This window comes from Agrobacterium fabrum str. C58, from assembly GCF_000092025.1.
Taxonomy (GTDB): Bacteria; Pseudomonadota; Alphaproteobacteria; order Rhizobiales; family Rhizobiaceae; genus Agrobacterium; species Agrobacterium fabrum.
The window spans coordinates 165,138-188,168 of sequence record NC_003064.2 but is presented as its reverse complement, the minus strand read 5'-3'; the positions used below and the strand labels follow the sequence as shown (position 1 = coordinate 188,168).

The following is a 23,031-nucleotide window of genomic DNA, read 5'->3' as shown; positions in this document are numbered from 1 at the left end:
GTCTGCCGGAACAATGTTCGCAGGCCTCCTTATCCTGACCGGTTGCCAGACACCGGAACAGGAACGCTACGCCGATCTCGACACCTGCTCGGGAATGGGCGCACAATATGGATCATCGTCTCATACCGCATGTATGCTCCAGCAGCAGCAGCGTCGTGACGACGCACAACTGCGGACCCTTGAGTCAGCAAGGCTAAGCCAGATCATGGCAGAAGACGCACGCCGGCAGCATGAGCGCATGAGAAGAGAGAGACGACGGGACTAGTTTCGAGTTTGGTGTGAGGCTTGAGCGGAGACGTTTGCGCCTGGCCTCTCACCAATGATGCGCCCCTTTATGTAAACCGGATCTAGTCAAAGCCACAATATCGGAAAGTGGTGGCTCAATTGGATCTGATCTTCGTATTCCATAAAGGCCCGCGACGTGTTGAAGCCGCTTTCTAACGCCGGACACACGCTGGAACCCGGCCGCACAACTGTACCGAAGTCAGACTTCGATTGCATTCCTGGGGCGTTTCAACACGTCGACCTGGAGCGTACTGCGAAAGCAGGCCGGGTGCTTACGCGGTTGCTCGGCCTTTCGGTTGCACGCGCAGAGACGAGCGACGGCGCGCGAACTGGAGCCCTTCCTGGGTTTTTAGGGATTTGGGTTGCCTGTAACGCGGAGGGACAGATGCTGGCGATGACCCGTTAGATTGGCCTGTGTAATCGCCTCGAGCACCCGGTGACGATCGAGCGCGACCGCGAAGTCTGGCGCATCTGCGGTTCCGTCGCGGAGGTCGGCGGCGAGTTGGGCGTAGAGCCGGGCGACACCCGCCGCGGGCGCTTCGAGTTGCAGGTCGGGAGCCGCATATGCTGTTGGGACCCGTAGGTGCCGGACAGGCTCGCTGCCGCGGCGCAACGTGATGGTCATATCACCGAAGTGGATGTAGCCCGACGCCGTCTCCACGCGCAGACTGCCTTCCGTGCCCTGGATCTCCCACACCAAGCCGACGGACTGTCCGGCACTGTAATGCAGCGAAGTAACGATCCCGCCTTTGAGAACGCCGGCGACGATGATCTCGTCGGGCGCATCCTTCGGGTGGGACGAGCCATCCGAAAGGCGAACGCCGTCGCCGCGCTGATTGGCGACGATGGCGGACAGGCTCTCGAATCCGCCGAGTACGTGGGCCAGTGGTTGGAGCGCGTGGCCGAGCATGATGCTTTGAAGCGTCGCGCCATTCTCTGCACGAGCCATGTACTCGAATGGCGGGTCATATCGGCCGACCCACATGTCGTCGTTCAGATGCGCTCGGATGCTCGTGCTGAGCGGCCTGCCGATCACGCCTTGCCGGACGAGGTCGTGAAGGTAGCGGATCGGCGGGTGCAGGCCGCCCTGCAGGCCAATAACCGTACGCAGCCGCCGTTCGCGGGCAAGCCCCTCCAGCGCTTCGGCTTCCGATAGATTTCGCGCGAGCGGCCATTCGCAATAGACCATCTTGCCCGCGGCGAGCGCGTCCGAAACGATCTGCTTGTGATCCGGCACCTTGACCGCAACCACCACCAAGTCGACCTCCGGCCGAACGACCAGCGCCTGATGTGTGTCAAAGGCGAGATCGGCGCCCAGTCGGCTCGCACTCTCCATACGAGTTGTGCTGACGGCGCGGATCTGGAACGCATCGAGCGCCCGCAGTGCCGGGACGTGAGCAATTCCGCCCCAGCCTCGATCGGCACTGGCGCCGACGATGCCGACGCCGATCCGGGAGTTTGCTGAATTGGTCATGTAGGCGTGCTCCTGTCTGGTGCAGCCCGGCAATGCTCGCCGTGCTGCGTCACATGGTTTCGTTTCCGGACAAATGCTTGGGCACATAGCGAGAGACCAAGCATTGCCGTTCACGTTGCGGCTGCGTGGGTTTGAGCCCAAGTGACGCAAGCGTAGGGCGTTAACCGTGAGCCCAATGGGCCTCGAGTTCGCGCGCGACATCGGCCGGACGCTCTATCATCGGCCAATGCGAGGTGCGCAGCTTAACGACGGCGCGTGCGTGTGTGGCATTGCCGAGCTCGTCGGCGAAGCGGTGCGGCAGAAACGGATCGTCCAGGCCCCAGATCACCAGCGCTGGCGCGGTTATGCTGCTCAGACCCGGCTTCCACTCCGCCCCTACCCCGATTGCGGAACGGTAAAGTGCGAGAATGCTTGCCCGCATAGTGGCATCGAGATGCCGAACCGATTCATCCGCCGCATCTTTCGGCATCTGCGCCTCGATGAGTTTCGCCGCAAATTCCTCGAGGTCGAGATCCTTCATCCATTGCTCGCCCTCACCTGGCGTCTGCCAGATCTTGGCGAGATAGTGCCACGGATATTCCGGGTCGATCGGCCCACTGATGCCGGTCCAGGTCCGCACCAGATCCGGCCGGATCGACGTCAGACGGCCTGTCAGAAGGCAGCCCCAGTCATGGCCGACCAGATCTACGGGTTCGCCAATCTCATCGATCCGGTTGATCAGCCAGTCGAGATACTCTTCCTTTGTTGACCTGAAGTCTGATGGCAACGGATTACCGAAGCCGGGAAGATCGATCGTTATAATGTCACTGCGCTCAAGATGAGAGCGAACGGTGTCCCAGAGCCGGTGGGTGTCGGGTACGCCGTGGACGAGGACTGCAGGCATGTCGCGATCTCCTTGGTGGTTGTTGTCAGGAGAATAGGGACATGGTGGCATCGCGGAAGTCGGCGTCAGAGAAACCCGGCGTTGCTATTAGCGGAACCCTTGCCGTTGTGCGCTCTAAGCCGCGCCGCTTTTCCCATGACGATAGTCACTCCAGCCGCTGTTGTCGCCCTCGAGATGATAGACCGTCGGTTCCCCCGAGAAGTAGTCCTGTATGCCTTCCATGAACTGCTCATGGTCTTCGCTCGCTTCGAAACCCGGAGTATGATCGTTAAGCGACCGCCATCGCACGATCAGATTGAATACCTCCGGCGTTTCGACCCCTTGGGCGAGAACGTGACCGCGGTAACCCCGCGCACGCTTGAGCAGAGGAACAACGTCTCCGAACGCTTGTCTGAACTCGCTGATCTTGTCCTTTTGGACCGGCAGCATAGCGATCTCATAAATCATGATTGCACCTTTGTCTCAGCCTGCGGGTCAATGGCAATCGCGATCTTACCGCGCAAACCGTTGTTTGGTTTCTCGAGCAGCGCATGGGCAAGCGGAAGGTCGGCGAGCGAATAGACGGCGCCCACGTGCGGCCTCAGCTGACCACGTTCCACCAAAACGTTCAGCTCGTTGAGCTTGCCTTGGTTCTGCCTTGTGAAGACGAAGTGGTAACTCGCGTTCCTGCCCCATGCCTCAATGAGATTTTGCGGCCGGGCGATGTCCACGATCGAGACGACACGACCGAATTGTGCAAGCACCTTCGGGCTGTGGGACAATGTTTCGCCGCCGAGAGTGTCGAACACGACGTCTACTCCGAGGCCTTCAGTCTCCCGCATGATGGCGGCGACATAATCCTCTTTTCTGTAATCAATGACGACGTCAGCTCCGACACTTCGCGCAAACTCGAAGTTTTCTTCACGGACGGTCGTGTAGACCTTTGCTCCGATGGCTTTCGCAACTTGGATAGCGACGTGCCCTACCCCTCCAGCGCCGCCATGGATCAATATGCTTTCACCAACCCTCAGGGCAGCACGCGAGACAAGCGCTTCCCAGGCGGTTCCTCCAACCAGGCTAAGGCTCGCAGCCTCAAGATGGGTCAGCGAGCTGGGTTTGCGTCCGATGATATTTTCGTTCGCAACGTGGTATTCGGCATAACTGCCTGGCCCGTCGAAGATCTGTGGCGTGTACCAGACCTCGTCTCCTGGAGCGAACATTGTTACCCCCGGACCGGTAGCTTCGACAACGCCCGATACGTCATGGCCGGTAATTGCCGGCAACGGCACCAGGTCGCGATAATCGCCTCGCCGAACTTGGTAGTCGAGGGGATTGATCGATGTGGCATGGACCCGTACCAAAACCTGCCCCGCCTTCGGAAGAGGCTTTGGAACTTCGACAAGATCAAAGGCTTCTGGGCCGCCAAAGGATTTGAGTGACATCGCTTTCATTTCAGGTTCCTGTTCTATCGAAGGTAATGATTCTGGTCGACGGCGTCGGACGAGAAACATGCTCCGCCGTTGGAGCATTGCCGGCCTCAAAGCGTCCGCCGCCGTTTCAATAGCTCCTATGTGATTTATCGCGATTGCTTTCGGTAGTGGCCCGGATTAAGGATCACCTTCAAAAAAAATTTGAAAGTCAGCGAATGGACGTGGACGAATTAAATCTCTTCGTACGGATTGCTCAACTGCGCAGCATCAGTGCCGCAGCGCGCGACTTGGGTCTGACGCCTGCTGGCGCGAGCGCCAAACTGTTGGTTCTCGAGCGAAAACTCAGTGCAAGGCTCGTCCATCGCACCACACGGCAAGCAACTTTGACTGAAGACGGTCTGGCGTTCCTGCCGCATGCGGAACATATTGTCGTCGCTGCGGAGGCTGCCCGAGCGGCACTTGGGCGAGAGCAAGCAGCGCCTCGCGGCACATTACGAATAGCGGCCCCCGCCTCGTTCGCGCGAATGCATATTGTGCCGGGTCTGGCTGACTTCTGCAGGCAATATCCCGACTTGGCGCTTGATTTGCGCATTTCGGACAGTATCGTTGATCTGGTCGAGGGTGCCTTCGATGTCGCGGTTCGTTATACCGAGCTCAGCGATTCATCCTTTGTCGCGCGGCGGCTTGCTCCCGACAATCGCGTGCTGGTCGCGTCGCCCGAATATCTCGAAAAACACGGCCGGCCCAGCACGCCCGACGACCTGGCGGAACATACCTGCCTTGTCGTCGGCGCGCTGGATCTTTGGACATTTCGGGGAAAAGGTTCCGTGGTGATCGAACGACGTGTTACTCCGAGTCTCCGCATCAATGACGGTACTGCAGTGCGCGATGCCGCTTCCGCCGGGCTGGGCATTGCGCTGATGGCCACGTGGTGCGCATCGGAGGAGCTACAGTCCGGCGCATTGGTGCCGGTCCTTCCGGAGTACCCGCTGATCTCAACCCAGACGCTTTGGGCGTTGTATCCAAGTTCTCGCGAACTGGCACCGAAAGTGAGAGTGTTCATCGACTGGCTTGTCAATCGGTTCGGCAATCAACCCTACTGGGATAAAGGGCTGGAAAACATCCTCAATCACCGTGGATGATACGTGATTATTGTCCGGTTCCGATGCGCGCGCGAACACGAGTTCATATGCAGCGGTGCGGTTTTGCGCTTGAACGGCGGCGCCACGCGCGCATTCCAGATCGAGATTACAACGGTGAACCGGCCGAAGGCGACTTCTTGTTTTTGATCGTGCCAAGCCGCGACGGCGTCTTGCAACCGCGTCGGTCAAGCCCGCCTTGAGCCCTGATTGTTGGCGAGGCGTCGAAATCGCTGCGGCTGGCGAAGCGAATTTTGCATTTCGCCCCGGCAGTTTCAGGATGTGAAACCACCATCGGCCCGGATGTCGGCACCTGTTACAAACGAGGCTTCCGGACTTGCAAGGAATGCCACCACGTTCGCAATTTCCCGGGGCTTTCCATAGCGGCCCGCCGCGATACGCGAGATCTGCATAGCGGCAAACTCACCATCAACAGGGTTCATATCAGTGTCGGTTGGGCCTGGATGCACGGTGTTGACTGTGATGCCGCGTGGCCCGAGGTCATGAGCCAAACTGCGGTTGAAACCGGCGACTGCCCCTTTGGTGAGGCCGTATGCTGACAGCCCAGGAACCCCGGCATATTTCGTGATCGAACTGCCAATATGTATGATCCGGCCGCCATCCTTCATATGGCGTACGGCCTCCTGCGTGGCAACGAAAACGCCGGTTACGTTGATTGCGAGCATTGCCTGATAGTCATCGAAGGCGATTTCGTCGATCGGACCGGCAAAGGCAATACCGGCATTGTTCACCAAAATGTCGAGGCCGCCGAACTTATCGACCGTCGCGGCAACGGCAGCGCGTATCGCGTCCGGATCAGCGGCATCCGCGGCAATAGCCAGCGCGCGCGCGCCCGTTTTTTCTATGGCGACAGCAACTTCCTCAGCCTTCGCAGGTGATCCACGATAGGTGAAGGCAACCTGAGCGCCATCCGCTGCGAGACGCTGGGCAATTGATGCGCCAATAGATCGCGATCCACCCGTGACAAGTGCGATCTTTCCGTTCAGTGGAAGATATCGAGACGAGGTTAAGTCAATCATTTTTTCACTCCTTTTACGTGTCTGTGGAGTGATATATTTGCCCATCCCTGTCCTAGAATATTAGCATCATATCGGTTGGATCATCTTCAAGCATGTGTTGAATATGGGATATTCGACGCAGTCAAAAGACCACGGTTTTCAAAGAAGCTAACAAGGACGTGTGGACATTAGCCGAGACTGCCTGCAAACCGGGCACTGAGGCGCTCGCGACGGAAATACTCGGTATAGAAGTCGATGAAAGCGCGTGTTTTTAGTGGTTGTAGCACGCGGCCTGAGTAATAGAGCGAAATAGATCCGGCATCGGCATACCACTTCGGAAGGATACGTTCGAGCGCGCCACTTTCCATATGCGGCAGCACATCGGGTACAGCCAACAATGCAATTCCCAACCCCGCGATTGCCGCCTGGACCATGGGCGCGGCGTCGCTCATCACAATCGTCTCGTTGAGGAGCGCGCGCTCTTCGCGTCCTTGAGCGTCCCGCATCATCCATTGCCTGATCCGGCCCGAATTCGAGGACCGCATCAAGATTCCGGCATGATCGGCCAGATCGACGGGGCTGGTCGGCCGGCGACGTGCAGCAAAATAGCTGGGCGATGCGACCGCGATAACGTGCACGGGTGCGAGCGTCGTGGAAACGATGCCAGGATTGAGTTCGAAACCACCGCCGATCGCGGCGTCGAAACCCTCGGCGATAAGATCGACCTTGCGGCTGTCGAAATGCCAGTCAGGTCGGACGCCCGGATAACGGGCCAGAAAGTCGGGCAGTGCGGGGAGAACGTATCCCATCGCGAACGACAAACTCATACTGAGCTTCAAAACGCCGACGGGCTCGCCCTTCGTTTGTGATGCCCCGTCGATTGCCCCCTGAAGGTGGTTCAGGCTGTCCCCTATGCTTGCCAGAAACGACTCCCCCGCCTCGGTCAGGGTCAACTTCCGCGTTGAGCGGTGAAACAGCCGTATACCGAGGTTGCGTTCCAGCATTGCAACATTCCGGCTGACTGCGGCCGGTGTGATCGAGAGACGCCGTGCCGCCCCAGAAAAGCTGCTTGCTTCTGCGCTTCGAACGAACGCTTCGAGGTTTGCCAGTGTCTCCATAAAGCGTAACCTTCAAACATTGATTGAAACTAAAACAATTCATCTATGACTTATGCTGCGTGTATTTGCCAGCCATATTCCAGCCAACAGCAAAAGCGGATTTCTGCAACGCCAACGGCATCACGCCCAGGATGCAGCGGGAAAACCGACCGTCGCAGACAGAATTCTCACGAACCGCAAAGGAGTGGGTGATGACAGTTGGAATTATCGGAGCCGGCAATATCGGGGGCGCATTTGCCACTGCGCTCGGCAAGGCAGGAATAGAAGCCGTGATCGCAAACAGCCGAGGACCGGAAAGCCTCACGGCGCTTGTTTCAAAACTTGGAAGCACAATTCGGGCTGGAAGCGTCCCAGAGGCCGCGGCGCAAGCCATCGTTCTCGTGGCAGTCCCGTGGTCAAAGATACCTGGCGCGCTCGCCGGTTTGAACTTCGGCGACAGGATCGTAATCGACGCCAACAACTCCATCGAAGCGCCGCTTTACAGGCCGGCGGACCTTGGCGGCCGCACCTCTACGGATATTTTCACCGCCCTCGTGCCAGGCGCGCGCGTCGTCAAGGCGTTCAACCATCTGACGCCAAAGCAACTGTCGGGCGACCCCCACTCGGAAGGAGGCAGGCGCGTCCTGTTTTACTCGGGCGACGATATGAGGGCGAAGGCTGAGGTCGGCGCCATCATTGATCGCATCGGCTTCTTCGGGATCGATCTCGGCGGGCTTCCGGTCGGCAGCCAACTGCTTCAGTTCCCAGGCGGTCCGCTGCCCGCTCTCAATCTCGTCAAGTTCGACTGAACATCACTGCGCTCCAGCCGTCTGCAATCGGAGCGCGGCGCGCCATCTGAAATCCGGAGAAAATATCGTGACAAGATTCATTCAAATGCAGTCGGCCGGTGGACCGTCGGTTTTGCAGGTTATCAAGCAAGACCTGCACGCGCCCCGTGCCGGCGAGGTCAGGCTCATTCAAGACGCGATCGGCCTCAACTTCGTCGATACGATGATACGAAAAGGCCAGTATCCGATGGCGTTGCCGGCGGTTCCCGGTTTTGAAGCAGCCGGTACCATCACCGAGGTCGGATCCGGCGTCGAGGGGTTGTCGGTCGGTGACCGGGTCGCTTACTTCTTTTCGGAAGGCGCCTATGCTACCGAGAGGGTCATTCCGACAGCGCCGCTCATCCGCCTGCCCGCCGATATCTCGAACGAGACTGCGGCGACCTTCCTGGCGAAGGGTGCGACGGCCTGGATGGGGATTCGTGGTCTACACGATCTCAAATCCGCCGATACGGTGATGGTGCTTGGGGCATCGGGAAGCGTTGGCGCCATCCTGTCACGCTGGGCAAGGTCGCTGGGCGCAACCGTGATCGGCGTCGCCGGATCGCCAGGCAAGTTTGACAAAGTCGCGGCGGGTTCCACCCATGCCTTCCACGCTGGCGAGCCAGACATCGCCGCCAAGATCCGTGCGATCGCACCTGACGGTGTCGACGTCGTCTATGATTTGGTCGGCCGGGCGACCTTTGCTCTGGCCGCCTCGAGTGTCCGTGATGGTGGCGTGATTGCCGCGATCGGAGCCGCGACGGGTCAGCCAGCGCCGGCCCCCGATCTTGTGCGGCGGGGGGTAGATGTCCGCAGCGGTGGAACCCCTCAATATGTCCGGGGACCGGCAGTCGAAAACGCAACTTCCCAGCTATGGGATGCGCTGCGCTCAGGCGTGTTCGATGATCTCGAAACGACACGCTATCCGTTCGACGAGATAGCCCGAGCGCATGATGACGTGGACAATCGCCGCTTGAGCGGTCTGCCGGTCCTGATCGCTTGAACCGAAAATAATCGTACGGCTGCAGGCCGCACGGACGCCCGCCGCAAGGCGGCCGGGCGAAACATTTCCCATGTCGATAAAGAAAGGAATGATCGATGAGTGAACTAGCAGGTAAACGTGCGCTCGTGACTGGTGCGTCCCGCGGCATTGGAGCCGCGATTGCGATCGCTCTGGCCGAGAAAGGCGCCGACGTTGCGATCACGTACGAACGCGCCGCTGATCGGGCAGCGCAAGTTGTCGCAACGATAGAAGGCAAAGGACGCAAGGCCTTGGCTATCCAGGCTGATAGCATGGACCCAGAGGCGGTCAAGCGGTCGGTTGATCAAGCGGCGCAAGCGTTGGGCGGCCTCGACATATTGGTGAACAATGCGGCTATCGCGATCTACAAGGACGTGGCGGATTTCACCGTCGCCGAGATCGACGCGCTTTTTGCTGTCAACGCTCGTTCCCCAATCTTGGCATCACAAGCCGCGATGCCTTATCTTGGCAAAGGTGGTCGGATCGTCACAATCGGCTCCGCAGGCGCGGAACGCATTGTCGGGCCATCGACGGTTTATTCAATGACCAAATCGGCACTTCAATCATTTACCCGCGGTCTGGCGCGAGAACTTGGCCCCCGTGACATCACTGTCAACCTCATTCAGCCGGGATCAACCAACACCGAAATGAATCCGGCCGAGGGCGAGTTCGGAGATTTCCAGCGTGCCCTAATACCGCTCGGCCGGTACGGCGAGCCGGAGGATGTCGCGGCAGCGGTAGCGTTCCTCGCATCTGGCGCGGCCCGACAAATCACCGGAACCATCCTGACCGTTGATGGCGGCACGCTAACCTAAACACACTCCCGTGGGTCCACGATTTAAACATACGAGAGCGGGAGCTAACTGGATACTACCACCTGCTAGCTCTCCTTCCTCATTCCACTTTGTACCATCATAGCGTGGTCGAACGAAGTGTAGGTCGCGTGTCTTTCAGGAGCGGACCGGCCGTCACGCTGGGAATCGAGTTACAGCGGCGGACCGCCTCGATGCCCATTTCGCCGCGCTTTCGGACGCCACGCGACGCGGCATCCGGGAGCAGCTTGGACGTCACAACGCTTCGATCAGGGAGCTCGCCGCGAAATTCCACATTAGCCTCACGGGCATGAAGAAGCACGTCGGCGTCCTGAAGCAAGCGGGCCTCGTCACCACGGAGAAAGTCGGCCGGTTGCGAATCTGCAAGTCCGGCCTGCTTGGACTGGAGGAGGAGGGCATGAGTCGAAAGGCAATATGCCGAGATTCGTGAATCAAGGAGCTCAACCATGTCACTGCGCCAGCCCGGCCAAGTTCGATTTCCCTTTCACTCACAATTGCCAAGGGATGACGGCTGTGGGGGTTCGCGTTCGGCAAATGCTCACCGGCATGACGTATGATCAGGTCGCGCCATATACGCTGTGGAATGACGTCTGCCGGGTGTTGAGGTCGCTCGGCTGGCCTATCGGCGCGCTGATAAGAACCAGCGATTGGGGTGATATTCAAGGTGTGGCCGTCGTCCACGTCGATGGGGATCCTGCTTTATGACTCGGTCAATCGTCTGTTTTACGGTCCAGGAGAACCGGAGGGGCCGGCTGTGGTTACCAACCATACTCCAACCAGCTATCTGACGGTTCAGCCTAGCGAACGTGCGCCGGATCGATGAAATGGCCACTTCGGGCTGATCGTGGTCAATAGGTCTGGTCGGGCCGGACGTCTGCTTTGCAGGTTTCTCGATGAAAGCCCAAAGCAGACAAGTTATGACAAACCGAAAGGACCGTCCGTTGCCCTGCGGTCTGAGACCCGCTGCCGTCTCAGGGCGATGCGACCGTGCCGACCAGGATCTTGATCGGGGAAGGAAATGAATCGGAGGCAGAGGTTTGATTTAGAAATGCCGTTAGACCATACTGTGAAGACCGCCGATCATCAGGCCGTGAACTCGGAAGCAGTCAGTTCTCCAGCTACTTGCGAGACTGATTTCCAATTGGAATTCCAAAACGGAAATGCCCACTGCTATTCTTCACTATACCATCACACACCTTTCCAGCCATCAATCGCGAGCCAAGGCTTCTATCGGGTCCAGCTTTGCCGCATTGCGGGCGGGAAGGAAGCCGAAAACAATACCGATCAGGGTGGAGCAGGCGAAGGCCACAATAATGGAGCCAGGAGAGAAGATCATCTTGAAGTCGGGGCTCAACAAATTGAAAAGAGCGCTGATCCCGAGGGCGAGCATGATCCCCATGAGGCCGCCGACAAGGCAGACCATGACAGCCTCGATCAGGAACTGGGAGAGGATGTCGCTGCGGCGCGCGCCGACGGCCACACGAACGCCGATCTCCTTGGTGCGTTCGGTCACGGATACCAGCATGATATTCATCACGCCAATGCCGCCGACGATCAGCGAGATCACGGCGACTGACGAAATCAGCAGCGTCAGGGTTTGCGTGGTGGTCTCGATAGTCTCGCGAATGGTCGCCGAGTTGGTGAGGAAGAAGTCTTTCGCGCCATGCCGACGCTCGATAAGGCGCGTAACTGCGGCCTCGACATTGCCCGGATCGACATCGTCTCTGATACGGACCGTTATGCCGTCGACGTTCGGACGACCCAGCATGCGGCCCATGACGGTTGTGTAAGGCGCATAAACGGTCAACGTATCAACCGCCGGGCCGAAAGAGTTTTCCCGTTTCGTCACACCCACAACCCTCGCCGGCATTGTGCCCAGAAGGATGACCTGCCCCACCGGGTTAACCCGGTCTGGAAACAGGTCTCGCGCGGCACTTGCATCGATCACCACATTCTGGCTGTAGGCGATAACATCCTGGGCGTCGAACAGTTGTCCATGCGCCAGCTCAAGGCCCCGTACACGAAAGAAGTCGGCGCCAACTCCGGTGACCGACGCATTGACGGCCACAGCGGCGCGCTTGACAGTTACGCTCGTCGTGACGGTTGGTGTCACGCTGTCGACATAGGGCTGGTTCACCAGCGCTTCTGCATCGGCGGGAACCAGCGTCCGTATCTTGCCCGCTTCCAGATCGCCGAAGCCTTTACCGGCCCGCACCTCGATCGTGTTGGTGCCGAGTGAACTGATACTGCTCAGGATTTGTTGCTGCGAGCCGGCTCCCAGTGCCGAGATAGCCGCCACCGAGGCGATGCCAATGATGATACCGAGCATGGTCAGAAGCGAGCGCATTTTGTGCGCCCATATTGCCGCGCCCGCCATACGAAGGGCCTCAGTCATCCGGTCAATTGCGCCGCGCCAGCCCGCGCTCGGCCCGTGTTCGCGGATGGGACGGGCCGTCGTGGACCTCGATACATTGCGTTCATCGGAAATGATAACGCCGTCGCTTATCTCTACAACCCGATCCGCATGTTCGGCGATCTTCTTGTCGTGAGTGACGAGGATGATGGTGTGTCCTTCGGCGTGAAGCTCGCGCAGGATCTTCATAACCTCGGCGCCACTGTGCGTATCCAGCGCTCCGGTCGGTTCGTCGGCCAGAATTATCTCGCCGCCATTCATCAGGGCGCGGGCGATCGACACCCGCTGCTGCTGGCCGCCCGAAAGCTTGCTCGGGATATTGCCCGTCCGCTCGGCCAGGCCCAGCCGGGTCAACAAGGAGATCGCTCGCTTGTGCCGGTCGGATCGGCTGCGCCCGGCATAGATGGCCGGCACCTCGACGTTGCTGGCCGCGCTGAGATCGCCAAGCAGATGGTAGCGCTGAAAGATGAAACCAAAACGCTCACGGCGTAGTGCAGCCAGTTCGTCCACGGCCATTTTCGACGTCTCGCGCCCCTCGATCCAGTAACTGCCAGTCGTTGGACGATCGAGGCAGCCAAGGATGTTCATCAGGGTCGACTTGCCAGAACCCGAAGCACCGATGATGGCCATCATCTCGCCGGCCTCGATGTCGAGGTCGACGTCTTTCAGCACGCGCACCATCTCGTCGCCTGCGGGAAAAGCGCGGGATACCCCGCGTACGCGTATCAGTGGTTCCGTCATGGCGCCGCCCTATCGCTTCGCCGCGGCCAATTGAGCCTGGCCATCTGTGCGTTCATCCGTGGATGCTCCCAGAACGATGGTCTCGCCTGCCTGAAGACCACTAAGGATCTGGATGTCCGCGCCGTTGTCGACGCCGACCTGAACCTGCCGGATCTGGACCTCGCTTGCCGCGTCGAGCACCCGGATGCGTGCCGTATCGCCAGCCCGCGGCGCACCCTCCACAGCACTCAGCGGCGCCAGCACGGCGCCGCTGACGCGGCTGAGAACAATGGACACCTGCGCCGTCATGGAGGGCCGCAGAACCCCGTCCGCGTTTGCGACGTCGATCAGCCCGGTGTAATAGACAGCACCTTTGGTTGAGCCAAGCTCCCTTGCAGCAGAGCTGCCGTCGTTGGCGATGGAGGCTGGAGCCGGTTCCACCTGGCGCAATTCCCCATCGAAACGACGCTTCGGGTCGCCGAGAATACTGAACCAGACCGGCATGCCCCGCCGTACACGAACGACGTCAGCCTCGGAAATATCCGCGCGCACCTTCATTCTGTCCAATCGCGCGATCATAACGATGGTCGGCGCGGTCTGCAGGGCATTGACGGTTTGACCTTCCTCAGTGACGATCGCCACCACGGTGCCGGCGATCGGGGCGGTGATGCGGGTATAGCCCAGCTCTATGTCCGCAGACGCCAGCGCGACCTGCGCCTGGGTGATCTGAGCGTCCAGCGCCTGGACCTCCGCGCGCGCACTGTCTAACGTGGCGACAGCCGCGTCATACTGGGCACGCGGTATCGAGCCTCCCGCCAGCAGTTCACGCTCGCGCTCGAAATCCTTCCGGGCTTTGACCAGACCGGCCATACGCGCGGCGTGCACGGCACGGATGTTGGCCAGGGCGGCCTCCCGGTCCCGCAAGGTGTTGCGCCGGGTCTGGGAATCGATCTCGGCCACCAATTGACCAGCCTCGACGACGTCACCGACCTCGACCGACAGTCGCTCAACGCGACCCGACGCCTGGGCGCCAACACGCACCAGCTCGAGCGGTTCGAGAACCCCTGTCGCCAACACAACCTCTTCAATGTCACCCGTTCGTGCCTGCGCCGTCACCAGTTCAAGCTTCGCCGGCGGACGCAGAAACAGGAGCCAGACGCCCAGCAGACCGACAAGTGTTGCCGCCGCCAGGATGAAACGCTTGCGGGTAATGTGTCGTGTCATTTAGTCGTGGCCCATGCTATTGAAATTTGCGGGCTTTCTCTGTCACGAGAGTTACCTGAAAATTACGGAGAGCGGTCGTCGCGCCTATCCGTTTGGCAAGCACTGTAAAATCAACCGATCGTCAAAAAGTGTTTGTAATGTGGATGGCGTCCCAGAAATCTCCCCCCGACATCAAGCGATCGCGGCCGTGCTCAGCCAACATTGACGGATGAAAACGCCTTGACCTGTTGGCGCAGGCGACAGCCCCTACCGCTGTTTGAAAACGCGCATTTCGCGCCAGCGCACCACAAAGGTGCTGCCCTTGCCTGGTGCGGAAGAGAGCTCGACGTAACCGCCATGGCGGGTCACGATCTCATTGACCATACTGAGCCCCAGGCCCGCACCTGAGCCGTGAGGGTTAACCCGGTAGAACGGTTCGAATATGCGCGAATGCTTGTCGCCAGCAATTCCGCAGCCCTGATCGGCTACGGTCACGCTGCCGTCAGCCTCAATACCGACCGATATCTGTCCTCTTCCACCTCCGTACTGGACTGCATTCCGTACCAGATTGACGAATGCACGCTCCAGAGATTCGGCATCACCAGGGACGAACACGTCTTGCGCGTCGCTGTCGAATGAAATCTCGTAGCCTTCGGCGATGGCCAGGGGAGCAAGGTCGGCGACGACCTTCGACACAACGCTGTTGAGATCGACAGGTGCATTCTGCTGGGGCTTCTGCCGGTACTTCTCGGTGTCGAGAAGCTGGTTCGCGATCGCTGTCAGTCGCTTGATGGCCGTCTGCAGGTGGGTCTTGTCAGAACTTGGTGAAAGCGTATCAATCCTCACCTGCAGGACAGCGATCGGCGTTCGAAGTTCATGCGCCGCGTTGACGAAGAAGCGCTCCGTCGCCTCGAAGCCATTATCGAGACGACGCAGCGCCCTGTTGATGTCGCGCACCAGACGAAGCACCTCAGTGGGCAAGCCCCGCTCTTCCACCAGGGCGCCACGTGTGTCGAGATCGATCCTGTCAAGACGCGTGGTCAGATCGCTGAAGGATCGCAAAGCCCAGCGTGTGACAACCGGAGCGCCAATGAGCGAGATGGCGATGAGGATCAGCGCCGGAATACCGATGGCAAGGTTCCCCAACAGCACGGTCACACCATATTGAGACATCGGAACACCGCCAGCAAAAATCGTCGCCTCACCGGCCCGGGTGTCGAAACGCTCCACGCGGCCCACACTCAACGGATCATCTAGATCGCCATGAATTTCGACACTTCTGAACGTCCGCAAGAATGGCATGTTGTCGGCAATTTTCCCGGGAGGCGTGCCATGTGCCAGAACGATATCTTTTCCCAGATCTGCCACGAACCAAAGGTTAGGCGAGTCTTCCATAATCTCTTTAAGTTCAGCCGTCGGCATCAGACTTGCACGGCCATTCGGCTCGAGACGGACTGAATCTGCGATTTCCTGAGACAGCCAGATGGACGTAATCGCCACATCGGGCTTGAGGCCGGAAAGAAGATAGAAAACCAGGCTGAGCGAGGCAATGACGGCGCAGAGCTGGAGGACGATAAAACCAAAAGTGAACCGCCAGCGAAGGGAGGTGCTGGTCATCCTATTTCTGCTCATGAAGATAATAGCCTATGCCTCGAATGTTCTTGATGACAATGTCGGCCTCCGCTTCGCCAAGCTTTCGGCGCAGGCGAGACATATTGGATTCCAGTGAGTTCGACTGGATCTCGTCGTCAAAGGAATAGACCTGACCCTCAAGGGACGAGCGCAACACGGTACGACCGCGGTTTCTCAGAAGCGTTTCGATGATGAGCAGTTCCCTGCGGGTGAGCGCAAGCCGGATGCCGTTGACATGCACGTCACATGAAACACGATCATAGGTGACGTTTCCTGCCGACAGGACGAACGGGCCGGTTGTCGGTGCCCGCCTCAGCACGGCGCTCATTCTCGCGACCAGTTCGGGGATTTCGAAGGGCTTCGGTAAGTAATCGTCAGCACCGTCATTCAGCCCCGAAATTCGCTCGTCGGTCGACCTCAGAGCGGAGATGATGATCGATCGTGTATTTGAACCCGCGCGGCGTAAATCGGCGAGGAAGGTACTGCCATCACCATCCGGCAGTTGTCGATCGATAAGGACGATATCATAATCCGCCATAATGATCGCTTCCCGCGCCGTTGCCAGATCGCCAACGGCATCAAGAACAATGCCGTGTTGCGAGAGGGCTACCTTCAAGGCATCCGTCATTTCCGGATCATCTTCGATAAGCAGAAGTTTCATAGTCGGCTACACGTTCAAGTCGGACTATCGTTTCCGAAAATCCTTACAGCAAAACTACGACCCTTGGTCGAGATAAACTCGACGTTCGTGACGTCATGACCGTCAGATTGCCGGATGTCATAAAACTGCTTCGGACGCCGAGACCGAAGAACCGGGGTTCGTCGGTATCGCTCTCACCTTTGACGTGAGGCAGCCCGACTGCAATCTCTATCGGCAGCGACCGTAATAATCCCGGTATCTGCAGTTGTAGTCGCGGCGATCCCGTTGTTCCCAGCGGTCGCGGCGGTTCCGGTCCTGACGTTCGCTGATGTTGCCTATCACAGCGCCACCCGCGCCGCCTGCGGCGGCTCCCACCGCGGCGCCTTCCCAAGTACCGCTTGCCAACCCACCGATGATAGCACCGCTCGCCGCGCCAATGCCGGCGCCCTTTTCGGTCTGGCTGCACGCGGTCAGTGCCACGCAAACGAGTACACCCGAAATGATCTTTTTCATGCCTGTCCTTTCGTTCACCGCCACTGCGGCCGTCCGTCGACCTCTGAGGCAAAGACGTATGGCCGCCGAAAATTACGTGGAAGTTACGCAGAACCGTTGCCATCGACACCTGTCGAAAGAGCAAATCCTGTAGGACGCGCGCCTTAGCGATCGCCCATTCTCAAGTGACGCCCATTTATCGGCTCCAGACTCTCGCTGCTCTTCACTGCGTTTCAGGATGGTGAGTCGAAATGACTACGCACAGTCCCTCGCAAACGTTCTTGCGGCCCTACCGATGGGCTCATCTTCTGATATTGCGCGGTTTACGCTGGATTGCCTACTGTCAATCAGGAGGTCTCGTTCGAACTATAAGACATTGATTAGCGCCGAGAGGTCTTTGTCGCCTAGGCCATTGATGAACCATCGCAGTGTTTGGCAGCATAAGCTCCAGCAGACGCGCCGCATCCATCGCCAGTATATGTCCTTGTGATAGAGGCGTATCCGAAAGCAGGGCTCGAAGGTTTCGTTGATCATCGGTTCGCCGTGAACGTCCAGAACGCGCGACGCGGCAAAGCCGCCCACAACGACTTGCGGACGGTGGCGGGATCCGCACTTGCTTTGCTGGAAAAGCGAAGGACTTCTGAAACGGCCTGAGTGTTGAGGGCAACCACGATCTGGTTGGGAACCTTGGCAACCTGACAATTTCCCCCGTCACCGATCAGGGTTATGTTCTTGCCCATCTTTTCGAACAACGGCTTTGCGCGTTCGAACACATCCGATCTGCCGCCGACCAAGATCGTCAGCGACGCCGCCTTGGCGCCAACCTCGCCGGCTGACACCGGCGCGTCGAGATAATCACATCCCATTTCCTCGATGCGCGCGGCAAAACCCTTCGTAGCAATAGGTGAAATCGAGCTCATGTCGATGACCAGATTTCCGGCAACGAAACCATGCGTGAATCGATCAGTTTGCTAGTCCTTGGCTTTACGCTCACACCTGAAATAAACCTCAGACAGCCGAAAGTTTCCTTTGTTTCTCCTGCACTGGGCGACGATATCGATACTCGCCTTCAACAAAGCCACGATGTCGGCCCGATCCAAGCCTGCAACGCCCTCCGATTCCTTGACGAGGAGGACCAGCTGCTCAAAAGCCAATTCGGCCGAGTTCGCATGGACCGTGGTTATTGAGCCAGGATGGCCTGAATTCACGTTCCGGATATAATAAAAGGCCGTCCCATCGCGAAGCTCCTGAAGCAGAATCCTATCCGGCCGCATACGAAGACAGGATTCGAGAAGCTCTTTCGGTCCGGCACGCGAAAGCCCCTGCCGTCCTTTCGAGTAGAACAAGCGCACGTGGTTCGGTTGTGAGATAACGAGCTCGGGAGTGTCCTCGATTGAAATGACCCTCTCGTTTTCGGGAATATGCTTGATCAATGCTTTGGAAAGTGTCGTTTTCGCCGAACCTGTGGCGCCAGAAATGATGATGTTTTTTCGAGCGATGACGGCCTGCCGCAGGAAATCCTTAAAACGGCCGGCACGATATGTTTCACACAGTTCCTCATCCTGCGCGGAGGAGGAGGTACTGGTCGCTGCGCACGCTGTCTGGAAAAATCCCTTTTCCTCCAGATCATCAAGACTGAAGTCGACCGAAGAAGGCTTGCGGATTGTCATGCTGACAGTGTCATTGATGGTCGCCGGGGGGATGACGATCTGGATTCGTTCGTTCCCGGGTAGCGTCGCCGACAATATTGGACGCGTCTCATCAATCGACTGATGGGAAAAACTTGCGACTGCCCGGGCAAGACGCATGAGCTTTTCGAAGGTCAGCTCCGGCATTTCATAGGTCCGCCACCCACCGGGACCTTCCGTCAACACCTGCCCGGGCCGATTGACAATCACCTCTAGGAGAGACTTGTCCTGAAGGAATGTCGAAAACGGCTTCAACAGCTCGCTGACGACAGCCGATTCTTGCCTCTCTGACATTTCGCGCCCTATTTCGTTAGGAGCGTCGATCGTGGCGCGAAATCCCCCAGGACTGCACGATCGAAAACGCGGTTTCTGGGTTCGGTCACCCGAAGACCGTAGATGCCGGAAAAGTCGAGATCGCGAGCGACAAAGATCGAAACCGGTTCACCTTGGTGCTTATTGAGTGTCGGCGGGATATTGATGGACTGCTCGACCGCGATGGCGGCCGCCTGTTGACTGGCACTCGTTGTTTTTTGCGCGTCGACATCGCTGTCCTGCAGCCGACTGCTTGCATAGTTCGTCGCGTCCCCGACAATGGAAAGCAGAAGAGCGCTGCCGAACCGCTCCCACCAATGGGTGTCGACATGGCCGTCGACACCGGCACGACCCAGTGCGTCGGTTGCTGGTGATGCGAGAGTGACGATAACGCCCTTCGGCGTTTTCGCGCGATTCCAGAGAATGAACAGGCGCTCTTGCCCGCGTTGAAGCCCTCCACGATATTCGCCGACAACCTGCGTGCCCTTTTCCATCAAGACCACCCTGCCATTGTCAGAGAGAACATCGCGGTTGATCACACAAGTGGTAAAACCCGGCTGGTCGGATGCTAACGCGGTTTCAAGAACGCAGGGAATGGTCGTTCCCATCGCGACGATGAAATTGCGGTTTCCGAGTGTACCGGCCCTTGAGCCTTCAAGCCGCGTTGGCCGCAGCAGGCCATCGAAACTCTGCTGCTCATTGTTTTGCTGGTTCTGAACAGACATATTGTTGTCGAGCGGCACGAAATTGCTGTTGTCGGAAGGATAAGAGCTGTCACCTTCCCTCAGCTCTTTCCGATTCCTCTGCCCTCCACTGAAGGCCATCACGGGCGCGCGGCGGGCGGAATCGAGCAGCTTATCCTGCTCTTCAATGACCGGTTCGACGACAGGCGTTGGCAATTTTACTTCAGGGAGCGCCTGGTCCGGTTCAACTTTCTCTTTTGCGGCCTCGAAGGGGGTCGTCTGACGAATAATGATCCGTTCGGGCTGAACATTTTCATCCCTTCCCTTCTTTCCCGTCGTCGACCAAAGCGCGAAGCTGACAAACGCGATGATCGCAATGGCAACAGCGCCGCGTTTCAAGAGAGGGCTGTTGTCGATCTGACGACTGGTGACGGTTTCGGCACGCTCTCCGGGGATGCGATCCTCGTCTTCCTGAGCCATGACTGTTCCCTTCCCTATTGCCCGGTAACGTCGCGCTTCACGACGCGCTCCACCGAAGGAGACGTTGTGTTGGTGTCAGGATTGATACCGACGCGGTCGTAGGCTTCGTTGAAGACGCAGAGCACATCCTTGCCCCGACGCAAGATGAACTTGCGGCTGATCGCGTGCACCATCACCAGATCTCCATCGACCGACTTCGGAACAAGGCTTTCGGAGCCATCGGAGTTCTCCATATAGATCGCGGGCATTTCCTGGTTACCCACAAAGGCGAACGTTGTAATCTTGCCGTTGTCGTAGACGCTTTGCGGCTCCAGTGCCTGCGATCCCTGAGAAGAATAGCGCCAGTTTCGGGGGCCATAGGCTTCGTGAAGCGCCAGCACATTGTCGGCGTCCTTCGCCTGGGCCGCGAGAGCCCTCGACGCTGCCTGCTGGCGGCGAAGCTCGGCGTCATCGCCTGGATACCTGTACTTCACGTAGAAGTAGGTGTTTTGACCAGCCTCCACGGAGCCATCGCGCGCCGTCAGTTCCATCTGGTAGCTGCGGGTCGAGCCATCCCTGCGCGTCGTAACCACGGAAATATTCGTCACCGGCTGGCTCTCGCGTGGCTTCAGGAACAGGATGTTGCCGGCCGGCGCAACTTCCCAGGCGACGCTATTGCCGAGCGCGACATGGGCGATTTCCTCGTCCGCCGCGAACTCGACCTGTACGGATGACCGCAGAGTGCCGACCACCCGCGTGATGTTGTAGGGTTGGTAGTTCACGAACCGGATACGACTGTCTTGCGAGGCACCTCGGGGTATCTCAAGCGCAAACGCCGGCGACATCGAAAGGGTCACGATGAGTGCAGGAATTCGAGGGATGCGCATCATCTCACCTCCTCCGGATCAGCGCGATACTCGCTGACGACGAAACCGAGCGGGTTTACGAGCCGGTCCGTCGAGGACATCGGAGCGTTCGCGTAGGAATAGGTGATCGACGCAACCCAATGGGTCGTTCGTACTTCCTCGCCACGCGTGATGGTTCGCATGTAGCGTACGGAAACGACATTCTGATTGATGAGGGAGATTGAAGCGATATCGATCCTTGCTGTAGCCCCGCGACCATAAGTATTCTGGGGCGATTGCGGGTTGCTGCCACGGTAGAGGGCCGCGAAACGCGTTTGCTCCGCTTGCGTCGACAAGAGGGCGATGGTGCGGAAATTTTCCTGTGCTTCACTCCAGACGTAACCCTCGCGGGCCCGGACATATTTTGCAGCGAAATATTTCGTCACCGCCTCATCGTAGGTGCCAGCCGTCGATGTCAGCGCTGACACGACGTCGACAATGCCGGTCGAATTGTCGACGCGCACCACAAAGGGTTCAACCGTCTTGAGGGGTGTGAGACACGCGACCGCGAAGACGGCTACAGCGGCGACAATGCCTGAAACTATGGCGATCGACCAGGCAATCCTCTTCGATCGCTCGACCTGGATCATCCGGTCCTGGTCGAAACGACGTGCTTTGTCGAAGTAGCTCTTGAGATTATCTGTCGTCGCCATGTTTCATCCCTCACAGCGGCGATAGGAACCGTCGATGTCCAGATGCGCAAAAGCGGAAGTCTCGCTGGCCTCTTTTACGAAAGGTGTGAGGGACGTGGACGAACTCGTGTTGGATTGCTGCTGTTGCAGCTTGCTGCCGCCCTCCCAGTCCCACATCGGGCGGTTCAATGGGCGGCGCGAATAGCCGTCGCAGTTCGGCAATGGGTAGGTCATCGAAGCGCAGCCGACAAGCGTGGCTGAAAAGATGATCAACAGGGCAGGCTTAATCATTCAGCAGGCCTTTATCTAATGTTCTGGATTGGGTGTCATACGCCGGCATTTCTTGATCCGAAGGCGCGGCGGGCAAACCGAGCACCGCGACCGATCATCCGGCCGGTGTGGGAGGCTGCTCTGGCCAGCATGCCTTCATGCGCATCGCGTGCGGTCGTGTAACCATAGACCAGCGAGGCGCCGCCAGACGCCAGCGCCGATGCAATGCCAGGTAGCTGGTAGAATATGTACAGGGCAGCTATCCCGATGGCACAAAAAGCAATAGGGCGCATAAGGACGTCGCTGTAGCTGTCGATTGCGGTGAAGGTCGAGTCGAGGCAGGAGATCAAAAGCGAACCGACGGCAACGACAAGGACCTGAAGGATCACGAAGTTTGCGAGCTGCCCGATCCAGGACTCGGTAAAACGGCGCGTCGATTGAAACATGGCAAGCGCAATGAAAATCGGCCCGATCGCCAGGACGATCGCCAGCGCCAACCGTGCATAAAGGGAAACAACATAACCGATCCCCGCCACCAGAAAGCTGACGCCGATCACCATGATGCCGCCCACACCTGTGACGATGTCAATCGGCCAGGAAGCCCTGGTCCAGATATCGGTCGCAGAGGCCTGGCCCTTGTCGAGCAGACTGTCAAAGGTGCTGGCACTCGGCGCCGTACCTGCATTCAGCGCCTGAGCGATCTCGCGTGGCAAAACATCGAAGAAGATGTTTGTGACATAGGTCTGATATTCGCCCGCGTTCTTCACCAGCATCACTATGATCGCGAGCTTCATCGCGCGGAAGGCGAAGTCAAGGATAGGTTCCTGGACCGAGCCCCGAAGGATGAGATAGCCGTAGAGGACGACGTAGAGGGTCACTGCCACCGTCAACGGACCAGCGACCCATTCTGCTATGTTCGACGTCCCATCCGAGACGAAAATCTCCAACGGCCGCTTGAACTGACCGTCGATAAACTCAAACACCTGGTACATTTG

At 58.5% G+C, this 23,031-nt stretch carries 21 protein-coding genes and 2 pseudogenes; 5 read left to right on the top strand and 18 right to left on the bottom strand.

Translation table 11 applies throughout. The features are described from left to right. Positions 1-634: 634 nt before the first annotated feature. The 4 genes from ATU_RS24830 to ATU_RS24815 all read right to left on the bottom strand — a co-directional run bounded on the left by ATU_RS24830 (position 635) and on the right by ATU_RS24815 (position 4,072). Positions 635-1,759 carry a Gfo/Idh/MocA family protein gene (locus tag ATU_RS24830; protein ID WP_010974449.1) on the bottom strand — a complete coding sequence of 375 codons (1,125 nt, stop codon included), beginning with the start codon at positions 1,757-1,759 and terminating at the stop codon, positions 635-637. Between the two features lie 160 nt (positions 1,760-1,919). Then, positions 1,920-2,642, bottom strand: coding sequence for an alpha/beta fold hydrolase (locus ATU_RS24825; protein WP_010974448.1), 723 nt, complete (start codon positions 2,640-2,642; stop codon positions 1,920-1,922). Between the two features lie 114 nt (positions 2,643-2,756). Beyond that, entirely contained in the window at positions 2,757-3,089 is a 333-nt protein-coding gene (locus ATU_RS24820) for an antibiotic biosynthesis monooxygenase family protein (protein ID WP_010974447.1), read from the bottom strand. Continuing rightward, the gene (locus ATU_RS24815; protein ID WP_010974446.1) at positions 3,086-4,072 is read right to left on the bottom strand and encodes a zinc-dependent alcohol dehydrogenase family protein; all 987 of its coding nucleotides are present in this window, start codon (positions 4,070-4,072) and stop codon (positions 3,086-3,088) included. Before ATU_RS24815 ends, ATU_RS24820 begins: the two co-directional genes overlap by 4 nt. Before the next feature lie 194 nt (positions 4,073-4,266). Here ATU_RS24815 and ATU_RS24810 point away from each other — a divergent pair, with 194 nt between their 5' ends. Next, positions 4,267-5,193: a LysR family transcriptional regulator gene (locus ATU_RS24810; RefSeq protein WP_010974445.1), complete on the top strand. Its 927-nt coding sequence runs from the start codon at positions 4,267-4,269 to the stop codon at positions 5,191-5,193. A 272-nt stretch (positions 5,194-5,465) separates the two neighbouring features. Here the strand turns inward: ATU_RS24810 and ATU_RS24805 are convergent, their stop codons facing one another. Together ATU_RS24805 and ATU_RS24800 are read right to left on the bottom strand one after the other, a co-directional pair. After that, the gene (locus tag ATU_RS24805) at positions 5,466-6,230 is read right to left on the bottom strand and encodes a 3-oxoacyl-ACP reductase family protein (RefSeq protein ID WP_010974443.1); all 765 of its coding nucleotides are present in this window, start codon (positions 6,228-6,230) and stop codon (positions 5,466-5,468) included. 167 nt (positions 6,231-6,397) lie between these two features. Next, positions 6,398-7,327 (bottom strand): LysR family transcriptional regulator, encoded by a 930-nt coding sequence (locus tag ATU_RS24800; RefSeq protein WP_010974442.1) that lies wholly within the window; start codon positions 7,325-7,327, stop codon positions 6,398-6,400. A gap of 191 nt (positions 7,328-7,518) precedes the next feature. On the opposite strand from ATU_RS24800, the gene ATU_RS24795 reads away from it, so the two are divergent. The 4 genes and pseudogenes from ATU_RS24795 to ATU_RS24780 all read left to right on the top strand — a co-directional run. Next, positions 7,519-8,115, top strand: a complete 597-nt coding sequence (locus ATU_RS24795) for an NADPH-dependent F420 reductase (protein WP_010974441.1) — start codon at positions 7,519-7,521, stop codon at positions 8,113-8,115. 67 nt (positions 8,116-8,182) lie between these two features. Beyond that, entirely contained in the window at positions 8,183-9,136 is a 954-nt protein-coding gene (locus tag ATU_RS24790) for a zinc-binding dehydrogenase (RefSeq protein WP_236762355.1), read from the top strand. Between the two features lie 95 nt (positions 9,137-9,231). Next, a complete protein-coding gene (locus ATU_RS24785; protein WP_010974439.1) occupies positions 9,232-9,969 on the top strand; it encodes an SDR family NAD(P)-dependent oxidoreductase in 738 nt (245 codons plus the stop codon). 184 nt (positions 9,970-10,153) lie between these two features. Beyond that, positions 10,154-10,381, top strand: a pseudogene (locus ATU_RS24780) (helix-turn-helix domain-containing protein); the annotation flags it as partial. Positions 10,382-11,194: 813 nt separating this feature from the next. Here ATU_RS24780 and ATU_RS24775 read toward each other — a convergent pair. The 12 genes and pseudogenes from ATU_RS24775 to ATU_RS24720 all read right to left on the bottom strand — a co-directional run bounded on the left by ATU_RS24775 (position 11,195) and on the right by ATU_RS24720 (position 23,028). Continuing rightward, positions 11,195-13,141, bottom strand: a complete 1,947-nt coding sequence (locus tag ATU_RS24775) for a MacB family efflux pump subunit (RefSeq protein WP_010974437.1) — start codon at positions 13,139-13,141, stop codon at positions 11,195-11,197. 9 nt (positions 13,142-13,150) lie between these two features. After that, positions 13,151-14,344 carry an efflux RND transporter periplasmic adaptor subunit gene (locus ATU_RS24770; protein WP_010974436.1) on the bottom strand — a complete coding sequence of 398 codons (1,194 nt, stop codon included), beginning with the start codon at positions 14,342-14,344 and terminating at the stop codon, positions 13,151-13,153. 246 nt (positions 14,345-14,590) lie between these two features. Then, positions 14,591-15,940 carry a sensor histidine kinase gene (locus tag ATU_RS24765; RefSeq protein ID WP_010974435.1) on the bottom strand — a complete coding sequence of 450 codons (1,350 nt, stop codon included), beginning with the start codon at positions 15,938-15,940 and terminating at the stop codon, positions 14,591-14,593. A 1-nt stretch (position 15,941) separates the two neighbouring features. Beyond that, on the bottom strand, positions 15,942-16,616 hold the full coding sequence (locus ATU_RS24760; RefSeq protein ID WP_010974434.1) for a response regulator transcription factor: 675 nt from the start codon (positions 16,614-16,616) through the stop codon (positions 15,942-15,944). Positions 16,617-16,823: 207 nt separating this feature from the next. After that, complete coding sequence (locus tag ATU_RS24755) at positions 16,824-17,108, bottom strand: YMGG-like glycine zipper-containing protein (RefSeq protein ID WP_010974433.1); 285 nt, start codon at positions 17,106-17,108, stop codon at positions 16,824-16,826. Positions 17,109-17,499: 391 nt separating this feature from the next. Next, a pseudogene (locus tag ATU_RS24750) lies at positions 17,500-18,028 on the bottom strand (NAD-binding protein); the annotation flags it as partial. Between the two features lie 30 nt (positions 18,029-18,058). Continuing rightward, positions 18,059-19,069: a P-type DNA transfer ATPase VirB11 gene (gene virB11 / locus ATU_RS24745; RefSeq protein ID WP_010974431.1), complete on the bottom strand. Its 1,011-nt coding sequence runs from the start codon at positions 19,067-19,069 to the stop codon at positions 18,059-18,061. 8 nt (positions 19,070-19,077) lie between these two features. Continuing rightward, positions 19,078-20,250: a type IV secretion system protein VirB10 gene (virB10, locus tag ATU_RS24740; protein WP_010974430.1), complete on the bottom strand. Its 1,173-nt coding sequence runs from the start codon at positions 20,248-20,250 to the stop codon at positions 19,078-19,080. A gap of 14 nt (positions 20,251-20,264) precedes the next feature. Next, complete coding sequence (virB9, locus tag ATU_RS24735) at positions 20,265-21,119, bottom strand: P-type conjugative transfer protein VirB9 (protein ID WP_162180318.1); 855 nt, start codon at positions 21,117-21,119, stop codon at positions 20,265-20,267. Further along, positions 21,116-21,787 (bottom strand): VirB8 family type IV secretion system protein, encoded by a 672-nt coding sequence (locus tag ATU_RS24730; protein WP_010974428.1) that lies wholly within the window; start codon positions 21,785-21,787, stop codon positions 21,116-21,118. The genes virB9 and ATU_RS24730 overlap by 4 nt, the downstream gene beginning before the upstream one ends. 3 nt (positions 21,788-21,790) lie before the next feature. After that, positions 21,791-22,057 carry a hypothetical protein gene (locus ATU_RS24725; protein WP_010974427.1) on the bottom strand — a complete coding sequence of 89 codons (267 nt, stop codon included), beginning with the start codon at positions 22,055-22,057 and terminating at the stop codon, positions 21,791-21,793. A 35-nt stretch (positions 22,058-22,092) separates the two neighbouring features. Continuing rightward, entirely contained in the window at positions 22,093-23,028 is a 936-nt protein-coding gene (locus tag ATU_RS24720) for a TrbL/VirB6 family protein (protein WP_010974426.1), read from the bottom strand. Positions 23,029-23,031: the final 3 nt, after the last annotated feature.